Source organism: Olleya sp. R77988 (genome assembly GCF_044594215.1).
Taxonomy (GTDB): Bacteria; Bacteroidota; Bacteroidia; order Flavobacteriales; family Flavobacteriaceae; genus Olleya.
The window spans coordinates 677,587-689,600 of record NZ_CP138988.1 but is presented as its reverse complement, the minus strand read 5'-3'; the positions used below and the strand labels follow the sequence as shown (position 1 = coordinate 689,600).

General features: G+C 30.7%; 11 protein-coding genes. All 11 read left to right on the top strand.

What is annotated here, in order from left to right; translation table 11 throughout:
- Positions 1–89 precede the first annotated feature (89 nt).
- The 11 genes from SJY17_RS03065 (at position 90) to SJY17_RS03015 (ending at position 11,951) form a co-directional block, all read left to right on the top strand.
- Positions 90–1,091: an AAA family ATPase gene (locus tag SJY17_RS03065; RefSeq protein ID WP_397363992.1), complete on the top strand. Its 1,002-nt coding sequence runs from the start codon at positions 90–92 to the stop codon at positions 1,089–1,091.
- 73 nt (positions 1,092–1,164) lie between these two features.
- Positions 1,165–2,031: a DUF58 domain-containing protein gene (locus tag SJY17_RS03060; protein WP_397363991.1), complete on the top strand. Its 867-nt coding sequence runs from the start codon at positions 1,165–1,167 to the stop codon at positions 2,029–2,031.
- Between the two features lie 7 nt (positions 2,032–2,038).
- The gene (locus tag SJY17_RS03055) at positions 2,039–3,709 is read left to right on the top strand and encodes a hypothetical protein (protein WP_397363990.1); all 1,671 of its coding nucleotides are present in this window, start codon (positions 2,039–2,041) and stop codon (positions 3,707–3,709) included.
- The gene (locus SJY17_RS03050) at positions 3,709–4,713 is read left to right on the top strand and encodes a VWA domain-containing protein (protein ID WP_397363989.1); all 1,005 of its coding nucleotides are present in this window, start codon (positions 3,709–3,711) and stop codon (positions 4,711–4,713) included. Before SJY17_RS03055 ends, SJY17_RS03050 begins: the two co-directional genes overlap by 1 nt.
- Before the next feature lie 53 nt (positions 4,714–4,766).
- Positions 4,767–5,804 carry a VWA domain-containing protein gene (locus SJY17_RS03045; protein ID WP_397363988.1) on the top strand — a complete coding sequence of 346 codons (1,038 nt, stop codon included), beginning with the start codon at positions 4,767–4,769 and terminating at the stop codon, positions 5,802–5,804.
- A gap of 57 nt (positions 5,805–5,861) precedes the next feature.
- Entirely contained in the window at positions 5,862–6,689 is an 828-nt protein-coding gene (locus SJY17_RS03040; protein ID WP_397363987.1) for an aerotolerance regulator BatC, read from the top strand.
- A gap of 26 nt (positions 6,690–6,715) precedes the next feature.
- A complete protein-coding gene (locus SJY17_RS03035; RefSeq protein WP_397363986.1) occupies positions 6,716–8,503 on the top strand; it encodes a BatD family protein in 1,788 nt (595 codons plus the stop codon).
- A gap of 6 nt (positions 8,504–8,509) precedes the next feature.
- On the top strand, positions 8,510–9,265 hold the full coding sequence (locus tag SJY17_RS03030) for a tetratricopeptide repeat protein (RefSeq protein WP_397363985.1): 756 nt from the start codon (positions 8,510–8,512) through the stop codon (positions 9,263–9,265).
- Between the two features lie 59 nt (positions 9,266–9,324).
- A complete protein-coding gene (locus SJY17_RS03025; RefSeq protein WP_397363984.1) occupies positions 9,325–9,639 on the top strand; it encodes a hypothetical protein in 315 nt (104 codons plus the stop codon).
- Positions 9,640–9,725: 86 nt separating this feature from the next.
- Positions 9,726–11,273 carry a SulP family inorganic anion transporter gene (locus tag SJY17_RS03020; protein WP_397363983.1) on the top strand — a complete coding sequence of 516 codons (1,548 nt, stop codon included), beginning with the start codon at positions 9,726–9,728 and terminating at the stop codon, positions 11,271–11,273.
- 3 nt (positions 11,274–11,276) lie between these two features.
- On the top strand, positions 11,277–11,951 hold the full coding sequence (locus SJY17_RS03015) for a DUF2490 domain-containing protein (RefSeq protein ID WP_397363982.1): 675 nt from the start codon (positions 11,277–11,279) through the stop codon (positions 11,949–11,951).
- The last annotated feature ends 63 nt before the right edge of the window (positions 11,952–12,014 follow it).

Genomic DNA, 12,014 nt, shown 5'->3' with positions numbered 1-12,014 from the left:
ATTATTAACATCGTTGCAACAAAAAAATTAACAAATTGCATCACTTGAAAATAAATAGATAATTTAGTCCCTATTAAAATTAATAAATAATGGAACAAACTAGTACAATTGATATAAAATCAATTAACGAAAAAATAGAGAAGGAAAGTGCATTTGTTGATTTACTAATGCTTGAAATGAATAAAGTAATAGTTGGACAAAAACACATGGTCGAGCGTTTACTAATTGGGCTATTAGGACAAGGACATATTTTATTAGAAGGTGTGCCTGGATTAGCAAAAACATTGGCAATTAACACACTATCTCAAGCAATTGATGCAAGTTTTAGTCGTATACAATTTACTCCAGATTTATTACCAGCAGATGTTGTAGGTACTTTAATTTTTAATATGAAAGAAAATGATTTTTCTATTAAAAAAGGACCAATATTTGCCAATTTTGTACTTGCAGATGAGATTAACAGAGCTCCTGCAAAAGTACAATCTGCACTATTAGAAGCCATGCAAGAAAAGCAAGTAACTATTGGTGACGAAACCTTTAAACTTGACAAACCATTTTTAGTAATGGCAACTCAAAACCCTGTAGAACAAGAAGGGACTTATCAATTGCCAGAAGCACAAGTGGATCGTTTTATGTTAAAAACGGTTATAGATTATCCAAAAATTGCTGAAGAGCAATTAATAATGCGTGCTAACTTAAAAGGAAGTTGGGAAAAAGTAAATCCTGTAGTATCAGTTGCACAAATATTAAAAGCACAAGAAGCTGTTAGAGAAGTTTACATGGATGAAAAAATAGAAAAATATATTTTAGATATCATCTTTGCGACACGTTATCCAGAAAATTATAAACTAGCCGATTTAAAACCATTAATCTCTTTTGGAGCTTCACCTCGTGGAAGTATTAATTTGGCAAATGCTGCAAAATGTTACGCTTTTATTAAGCGTCGTGGTTATGTAATCCCAGAAGATGTTCGTGCAGTAGTCCATGATGTGTTACGTCACAGAATTGGTATTACGTATGAGGCAGAAGCAGAAAATGTAACCTCTGAAGACATTATCAATAAGATTGTAAATGTAGTAGAAGTACCATAAAATTTCAGATTTTAGAATATCGAATGATGATTTAATAAAAAGTAAATCAAAATCTACTATCATAATTTGAAAGATGGATACTAAAGAATTATTAAAAAAAGTACGTAAAATAGAGATTAAGACACGTCGTTTGTCTGATCATATCTTTGGAGGCGAATACCATTCGACCTTCAAAGGACGTGGTATGACTTTTTCTGAAGTAAGACAATACCAATTTGGTGATGATGTTAGAAACATAGATTGGAATGTTACAGCACGTACTAATCAACCACATATTAAAGTTTTTGAAGAAGAGCGTGAATTAACTATGATGTTAATGGTTGACGTTTCAGGTTCAGAGTTATTTGGGACAGAAAATCAATTTAAAAACGAAATTGTTACAGAAATCGCTGCAACGTTAGCATTTTCGGCAACTCAAAACAACGATAAAATTGGGTTAATTTTGTTTTCGGATGAGGTTGAGCTATACATTCCGCCAAAAAAAGGACGCTCTCATGTCCTACGTATAATAAGAGAGTTAATAGAGTTTAGCCCAAAAAGTAAACAAACCAATATTGCTGAAGCTTTGAAGTTTTTAAGAAACGTCATGAAAAAGAAAGCAATTGTATTTGTTATGAGCGATTTTATTGCAGACGATTATAAGCAAACATTAAAGATTGCAGCAGGAAAACATGACATTACAGGAATAAGAGTTTATGATAGACATGAAGAAAGTATCCCTAATTTAGGAATGGTACAAATGCAAGATGAAGAGTCAGGAGAACTTCTGTTGGTTAATACCAATTCTAAAACAGTTAGAAACAATTACGCTAAGTTTTATAACCAAAAAGTAGACTATTATAAGGATAGTTTTGCAAAATCTGGAGCAGGAAGTATTGCTTGCAGAACAGATGAAAGTTATGTTAAAAAACTATTAGGATATTTTAAAACAAGAGGATAAAAGAGTTATGAATTACGATTTTATATTTATAAACATTAAAATAAAGCAGACAATAAAAGGTGTTCTGTCTGTATTCTTTTTTCTGTTCTCTATGGTTTCCTTTAGTCAAGTCAAATCTTCCATAGACTCGACTTCTATAAAAATCGGAGCACAAATTACTTATAAAATAGAAGTAGAAACAGACACTGTAAATCGTGTAATATTTCCTGAAGGACAAAGTTTTATGCCTTTAGAAATGATTGAATCTTATAAAACAGATACAACAAAACAAGAAGCTAAGTATAAACTTATCAAAAAATATGGACTAACACAGTTTGATTCTGGACGCTATGTTATTCCAAAACAAAAAGTAATAATTGCTGGAAAACAATATGTTACAGACTCTTTGTTAGTTAATGTTAACAATATCCAAGTAGATACAACAAAGCAAAAATTATTTGATATTAAACCTATGATAAGTGTTGAAAAACCATCTAGCAATTGGTGGCTATATGCATTATTGGCTTTAGCTATTTTAAGTCTTGTAGGTTTTTTAATTTATTGGTTTATATGGAGAAAAAAACCATTGACAGAAGAAGAGCAAATAGCATTATTACCACCTTATGATAGGGCAAAATTAGCATTACAAAAATTAGACGAAAGCAATTATTTAGAAGTTGATAATTACAAAGATTATTACTCAGAGCTAACGTTTGCAATACGTAGATATTTAGACGAAAAAGTATACGATCAAGCATTAGAAAGCACAACAGACCAGTTAATTACTAGATTAAATGTATTAACAGATGGTAATCAAATAGATTTATCTAAAGACGAAATTAAAAAATTAGAAGCAGTATTAAAACGTGCAGATTTAGTAAAATTTGCAAAATCTGCTCCAGATATAGAACTAGCAAAGATTGATAGAACCGTAATTGACCAAGAAATTGATGTGGTAAAGGAAGCCCTTCCAGAACCTTCAGAAGAAGAAAAACTACTAGATTTAGAATATAAAAAGCAACAAGAGCGTAAAGAAAAACGACTAAAAATTTGGGTTACCATTGCAGCTTTAGTGTTTTTAATGGGTTTAACATTTGCTGCTTTTAGTTATAAATATGGATTTACAAATGTGGTAGACACTATTTTTCAAAAAGAGACTAAACAACTATTAGATGGTGGATGGGTGGATAGTGACTATGGATTTCCGCCAATAACAATCTCTACTCCAGAAGTTTTAAAAAGAGAGGAAGTACCAATTCCAGACGAAATGAAAGACAAAATTAAAATGTCTGCATTTGGTTTTGAGTTAGAAAATAAATTTACTGTAGCAACTGCTTCAACCGTTTTTTCTGGAATGCCAACAGGAGAAAATGCACCAACATCAGATGATAATCTTTTAAATGCAATTGAAGGTAGTTTAAAAGCAATGGAAACAGAAGGTGGAAGAAACATAATATCAAACAAAGACAAGTTTGTCACCCCAAATGGAGCAGAAGGAGTTAAAACTTCAGGAACATTTGAGTATCCAATAGATGATGCTAAAGAAGACTATGTTAATGGTCAATTTGTAATATTAGGTTTTGCAAATAAAGACGTAATGCAACAAATTATAATCACCTATTTAAAAGACGACATATACTTAGATCAAGTGGTTGAGCGTATAATAGCATCTGTAGAACTTAATCAAAAACAGGACTAATGTTAGACGGAATTACATTTTTAAATAAAGAATTTTTCTGGTTGCTTTTAGCGTTACCACTAGCTATTTTTTGGTATTTTTTTAAACATAAACAACAAAACGCAGAGCTTAAAATTTCAAGCTTAAAAGGGTTTAAAATCACCAATTCTTGGTTGCCAAAATTTAAACATTTACTTTTTGCGTTACGCTTATTGGCTTTAGCTTTTTTAATAACAGCATTAGCAAGACCACGTACGTCAGAAACTAACACAAAAACAAAAACAACTAGAGGTATTGATATTGTAATGGCAATAGATGTCTCTGCAAGTATGTTAGCAAAAGATTTTAATCCAAACCGTTTAGAGTCTATAAAAAACGTGGCTTCAAAGTTTATAAAAGGGAGACCAAACGACAGGATTGGACTAGTAGAATACGCAGGAGAAAGCTATACAAAAACCCCAATTACAAGTGATAAATCTATTGTGTTAAGTTCTTTAAATAGTATTAAATACAATACAATTATAGAAGGTGGTACTGCTATTGGAATGGGTTTAGCAACCTCAGTAAATAGACTAAAAGACAGTAAAGCTAAAAGTAAAGTCATTATTTTATTGACAGATGGAGTTAATAATTCTGGAGTGTTAAACCCTCAAATTGCAAGCGAATTAGCTGTAGAGTATAATATCAAAGTGTACACCATAGGAATAGGATCTAATGGTTTGGCAATGTCACCAGTTGCAATTTTACCTAATGGAAGATTCCAGTATGACAGAGTTCAAGTAGAGATTGATGAAGATTTGCTAAAAGAAATAGCAAAAGTAACTGGCGGAAAATATTTTAGAGCTAATAATAATCAAAAATTAGAACAGATTTACGCAGAGATTAATAAGCTAGAAAAAACTGAAATAGACGAAATAAAATTTACAACCTATCAAGAGCATTTTAGACCATTTGTCTGGATTGCTGGAGCGTTGTTATTATTAGCATTTATAATTAGAATAACATTGTTTAGAAGCTTTATATAAGGGATAATAATTTTCGCGAAAGCGAATTAATAAAAATAAATTAACATTAAAAAATGTTTCAATTAGAAGAAAAAATATGGTTTTGGACACTCCTGGTTATTCCAGTAGTTGTGGTCTTCTTTTTATTGCTGCAATTATGGAAAAAACGCACGCAAAAAAAGTTTGCCAACAAAGCACTTTTAAAACGTTTAAGTCCAAATCAATCCGTATTTAAATCCGTTTTAAAACTTATTGTATTATGTTTAGCTTTTGCCAGTTTAACTATAGCTTTAGTAAACCCTAAAGTTGGTACAACGTTAGAAACAGTAAAGCGAGAAGGTGTGGATATTGTTTTTGCAGTAGACGTATCTAAGAGTATGCTTGCAGAAGATATTAAACCAAATAGACTACAAAAATCACAACAGTTAGTATCTAAAATCATAGATAAATTAGGTAGTGATCGTGTTGGAATAATAGCTTATGCAGGAAAAGCATTTCCGCAGTTGCCAATAACAACAGACTATTCTGCTGCTAAAATGTTTTTGCAAAATCTAAATACTGATATGTTATCATCTCAAGGTACAGCAATTAACGCAGCAATTAATTTAGCAAAGACTTATTATGATGATGACGAGCAGACCAATCGTGTATTGGTCATAATTTCTGATGGAGAAGATCATAGCGAAGCAGCAGTACAAGTAGCAGAGGAGGCTAGTAAAGAAGGTATTAAAATATTTACTATTGGTGTAGGAGAAACTGGAGGAGGACCAATTCCAATTAAAAGAAACGGAGTGCTACTTAACTACAAAAAAGATAAGCAAGGCGAGACCGTAATTACAAGATTAGATGAAAAGACGTTAAAAGACATTGCTAATCAAGCCAATGGTGTATATATTAACGGAAAAGTTACAGATAAAGTGGTTAAGCAAATGACAGACATTTTAAATAAAATGGATAAAAAAGAGTTTGAAGCTAAGCAAATCGCAAATTTTGAAGGTCGTTTTCAGTGGTTTTTAGGCTTAGCAATTTTGTTATTATTTATAGATATTTTTCTGTTAGAACGAAAAACAGCTTGGTTAAAAAAATTAAATCTTTTTAACGAGAATTTATAAATCCATTAACAACAACCTTTACAAGCCTTTAGTATATTTACGAGTTATATAATTTAAATGAAAAATTTTTTATCCTACATATTACTTTTTGTTTCTATTACTGTTTTTGCGCAAGACAAAACAGAAGATAAAGCATTACTAAAACAAAAGCTTAAAGCACAAAATTACGTTGCAGAAGCTAATACTTTAGCAAATAATGATGCTTTTGAAGAAGCAGAAATGGAATACCGCAAAGCATTATCAATAAAACCAACACAAGTTGCAGGAGCTTATAATTTAGGACACCAATACTTTAAAAAAGGCAATTTTGAAGAGGCTTTGTACAGAAACCAGCAAGCAGCAAAAAACGCAACTTCAAAAGACCAAAAGCATAAAGCATTTCATAATATAGGTAATATTTTAATGGAAGAAGACAAGTGTAAAGAAGCTACTGAAGCATTTAAAAATGCACTTAGAAACAACCCTTCTGATGATGAAACACGATATAATTACGCATTAGCAAAAGAGTGTGCAGAAAACCAAAAAGACGACGACAAGCCTCAAGAAGATGACGAAGAAGGCGACAATAACAAAGATAAAGACGAAAACAAAGACCAAGACCAAAAAGAAAATAACGAAAAGGAGCAAGAGGATAAAGGAGAAGAAGATAAAAAGGAAGGTGACCAAGATAAAGACAAAGATGGAGAGCCTAAAGATGAAAAAGAAAAGGACGCAAAAGAAGGAGACCAGAAAGACCAACAAAAGCAACCGCAACCTGGACAAATGTCGCCTCAACAAATTAAAAATTTGTTAGAAGCTATGGAAAACCAAGAACAAAAAGTTCAAGAAAAAATAAATGCTCAAAAAGTAAAAGGAGCAAAACAACAAACGGAAAAAGATTGGTAACTAAATTTTTATATTTGACGCTTTAAATGAAATTACTAAAACACATATTTATCCTATTTTTAATGTGCTGTACCACTTTGGTAAATGCGCAGGATGATAATGCTGTTAAATTTCAGGCTAAAGTATCTAAGAAAAAACTAGGATTGAATGAACGGTTACGTGTGGACTTCCAGATGAATAAAGATGGAGATAATTTTGAGCCACCTAGCTTTTCGGATTTTGTTGTAGTTGGAGGACCAAATCAGTCAGTTAGTAATTCGTGGTTTAATGGTCAAAAAAGTTTTAGTAAAATATATAGTTACTTTTTAGCTCCAAAAAAAATAGGAACGTTTACTATAAATCAAGCTAAAATTCAAATAGATGGTAATACATTTAAGACGTCTCCAATAACTATAAAGGTTACAAAAGCTAAAACAAAACCAGACAATCCAAACGATCCTGATTATATCGTACAAGAACATATTCATTTAATTGCAGAGGTATCTAATTCTAAACCATACTTAAATCAACCTATAAGTGTGGTCTATAAATTATATGTTGCACCTTCAGTAAGTATAAGTAACTACAGAGAGCTGCAAAGCCCAGAGTTTAATGGGTTTTGGAGTCAAAGTATGGATGATAAAAGGGTAAAAGCTCAAAATGGTACATATAAAGGCGAAGATTATAGATATGTAACACTACGTAAAACAGTGTTATATCCTCAAAAAACAGGTAAATTAATTATCGAGCCACTAAGCTTAGATTTAACTATTGATGTGCCAACTGGTAGACGTGATATTTATGGACGTCGTCTTAAAACTCAACAACACAGAACAATTACTGCAAGTACCAGAACAATAAACGTAAAACCATTACCAGAAGAAGGTAAACCAGAAAATTTTACAGGAGCTGTAGGAGATTTTCAGTTTAACATGACAACTTCAAAAAACAGTTTAAATGCAACAGAATCTTTACAGGCTAAAATAGAAGTTTCAGGAAAAGGAAATCTTAAATTATTTGAATTACCAAAACTAACAACACCAAGTACACTTGAGGTTTACGAGCCAGAACATCAAGAAAAAGTGAGGACAAATATGGCTGGAATGCAAGGAACAATTTCAGACACTTACACAATTATTCCACAGTATAAAGGTAAGTTTCCAATTCCAAATGTTAGCTTTTCTTATTTCGATTTAAAAACCGAAAAATATAAAGAAATAACATCAGAAGATATTATAATTAATGTGCTTGAAGGACCTGTTTACGCAGAAGCAGATAATAATTTACCAAAGACTACTAATGGTAAACAAGCTGTAGCTTTAAATCAAAATCAGTTTGCATTTATTAAAACCAAAACTAATTTTAAGGCAACAACACAAGAGACTTTTTTAAACTCTCCAATGTTTTGGACCAGCTTACTAGGACCATTATTAGCTATTCCATTAGCATTAATATATAGAAGAAAACGTGACGCAAGAGATGCTGACGTTTCTGGAAACAGAATTAGAAGAGCAGATAAATTAGCTAAAAAATATTTAGGCGAAGCAAAAAAAGCTTTAGGACAAAAAGAAGCATTTTATATTGCTTTAGAAAAAGCATTACACAATTATTTAAAAGGACGATTAAATATCGAAACCTCAGATTTAAGTAAAGATAAAATCAAAACATTGTTGTCAGAAAGACAAGTAGAAACAAGTGTTATATCAGACTTTGAAGCTATTTTAGAAAACTGTGATTTAGCACGTTATACACCAATAACAACTGTAACAATGAAGCAAGATTATGAAAAATCTGCCACAACAATTAACTTAATAGACAAGCAAATAAGAGCGTAGTTTAAAATGAAAACATTAGTTTACATAGTTTTATTTTTCTTCGGAAGTCTTACAGCTCAAAATGCAACATTTTTTGATGAAGCTAACGCGCTTTATAATGATGCTAATTATGAAGAAGCCATAACTAAATATGAGTCTATTTTAAAAACTAAACAACACTCTGCAGAGTTATATTACAATTTAGCAAATGCGCATTATAAGCTAAATAATATAGCGCCAAGCATCTATTATTACGAAAAAGCATTACAATTAAAACCTAACGATAAAGAGATATTAAATAACATAGCTTATGCAAAAAACATGACTGTAGACGCTATTCAAACGGTTCCACAATTAGGGTTATCTAGGTTTTTTAATAAAGTAACACATACCTTATCTTTTGATAATTGGGCAAAATTAGCTATAGTATTAATGGTTGTATTTGTTGTGTTGTTTTTAGTCTACTACTTTAATAATGGTACAACAAGTAAGCGATTAACCTTTGTGTTTAGTTTTGTGTTTTTGTTTTTGTCTTTATTTAGTTTAGGATTGGCTTTTCAAAAGCAAACATTAGATACTAAAAATAATCCAGCAATAGTTTTTGCTCAAGAAAGCGAAGTAAAAACAGAACCCAACCTTGGTGGAAGTGAAGCGTTTTTACTACATGAAGGAACTAAAGTACAAGTACTTGATACTATAAACAATTGGAAAAAAATAAAACTTGCAGACGGTAAAACAGGTTGGATTGTAGCAAGCGATATAAAATTGTTGAACAATTTTTAATGATTCCTTAACACTTTGATTAGTTATAAAAACTATATTTGCGTTTCATAATTAAAGAAATGTTTAAAAAAAATATCTCAATTTTATTTACATTACTATTTATGGCAACCATTACGTTGCCATCCATATTGATTATGGTAGATGATTCAATAGATGTTTCTTTTTTTTATGACATAAATGAAGAAGAAGAAAAAGAAGGAAAAGAAGAAAAAGGAAACGAAAAGAATAAAGAAATAGAAACACTTTTCGAAAATCTTAATTTAGATTCATTAGTCTTTTTAGTATCAAAAAAAGACGCTAATTTGGGATATAGATACAAAACGTATCCTAAACCACACCTTAATTTAATATCTCCACCACCCGAATTCATTTAATAATTTTTATCGTTCGGATTTTTGTCCAAAAAAATTATTAAAAACAGCTATTGAGTAAATTTAATAGCAAAAAAATGAATTTATATATGTTTAAAACATTAAAAAACGACTTACCAGCAAGTGTAGTCGTCTTTTTCGTTGCATTACCATTATGTTTAGGTATTGCTTTAGCAAGTGGTGCACCTCTTTTTTCAGGATTAATTGCAGGAATTATAGGAGGTGTTTTAGTTGGAGGTTTAAGTGGCTCTAAAATTGGAGTCAGCGGTCCTGCAGCAGGATTAGCAGCTATTGTATTTGCAGCTATTGCAACATTAGGATATAAAGAGTTTCTAGTTGCAGTAGTTATAGCAGGAGTTATTCAGATCCTTTTTGGAGTACTTAAATTAGGGATAATTGGGTATTATTTTCCATCTTCGGTTATAAAAGGAATGCTTACTGGTATTGGAATCATTATTATTTTAAAACAAATACCATACTTTTTAGGTTATATTCCACCAAAAGGAGAAGGAACATTTACTGCAATTTACAATTCAATCCTAGATATTAGTTTGCCAAGTGTTGTTATTGCTATTATTGGTTTATTAATACTATTGCTTTGGCAAGAAGTTTTAATAAAAAAGCATAAAATATTTAGCCTTATTCAAGGACCATTAGTGGCAGTTATAGTAGGTATTATTTTTTATGCCATATTTAAAGATAGTACAACATTAGCATTAGAAGGTAAAAACTTGGTTAATGTACCTATTCCTGAAGACGCAGCATCTTTTATAGCGCAATTTAGTTTTCCTGAATTTAGCGCAATTACAAATCCAAAGGTTTGGATAGTAGCATTTACTATAGCTTTAGTAGCAAGTTTAGAAACTTTATTGTGTGTCGAAGCAACAGATAAATTAGACCCTAATAAAAATGTAACACCAACAAATAGAGAGTTGTTTGCACAAGGAACTGGAAATATTGTTTCTGGAATGATTGGTGGCTTACCAATAACACAAGTAATTGTAAGAAGTTCTGCTAATATACAATCAGGTGGACTTAGTAAAATGTCGGCAATTATTCATGGATTTTTACTGTTAATTTCTGTAATTATTATTCCAAGATTATTAAACATGATTCCATTATCAGTTTTAGCAGCTGTATTATTAATAGTAGGTTATAAATTAGCAAAACCTGCATTATTTAAAAAAATGTATAATTTAGGTTGGAAACAATTTATACCATTTACTGTAACTGTTTTAGGTATTGTTTTTATTGACCTACTTTGGGGAATAGGTTTAGGGTTAGCTGTTGGAATTGTAGTTATTTTAATTAAGAGTTATCAAAATTCTCACTTCTTACACAAAGAAGATAAGAGTAACGGAGTGCAAAAAATGAAAATGACACTTGCAGAAGAAGTGACATTTTTTAATAAAGGTTCTATTTTAAAAGAATTAGATGCCTTACCTAAAGACTCTTATTTAGAGCTTGATGTCACAAAAACAAGATATTTAGATAATGATATTATCGAAATACTTGAAGACTTTGCTTTTAAAGCAAAGCAAAGAAATATAGATATTAAACTAATTTCTGAGCGAGGTGAAATTGAAAACCCACCAAGTTATATCGAGTTTTTTAAACTAAGACCAAAATCAGCGTAAAACATGAAATCTTTAAAACACATCCTTCTTTTGTTGCTTTTTACAGCATTTTTAACACCTAAAAATGTAGTTGCACAAGATAGTAGTTTAGGTAACTGGCTAATTTATATTGGTAATAAAAAGCTTAAAAATGGCTGGAATATCCATAACGAAGTTCAATACCGTAATTATGATGGAATAGGAGACTTAGAGCAATTGTTGCTTAGAACAGGGTTGGGATATAATTTAACCGAAAACAATAATAATTTGTTACTAGGTTATGGTTATATTTTATCTGAAAACTATGTAGGAAATACTGATAATAAAGTATCGGTTAACGAGCATCGTATCTTTCAACAATTTACAACAAAACAAAAAGTTGGTAAGATAAGTTTAAGTCATCGTTATAGATTTGAGCAACGTTTTGTAGAAAGTGATTTTAAAATGCGATTCAGATATTTTTTAGGATTAAAAATCCCGCTTCAGTATAAAGAAGATGGTAGTAATCCATTTTATCTTTCAGCTTATAACGAGATTTTTTTAAACACAAAATCATCTGTGTTTGATAGAAACCGTGTTTATGGTGGTTTAGGTTACACCTTTTCGCCTGCTTTAAGAATGGAATTAGGATATATGAATCAATTTTTTGAAAACTCAGGCAGAGATCAAATTAACTTGATAGCTTTTGTTAATTTCTAATATTATTACTTATTTTTAAAGCTAACATTGTTTCTATAATTATAAAGAAAAGCAAATAGAAGT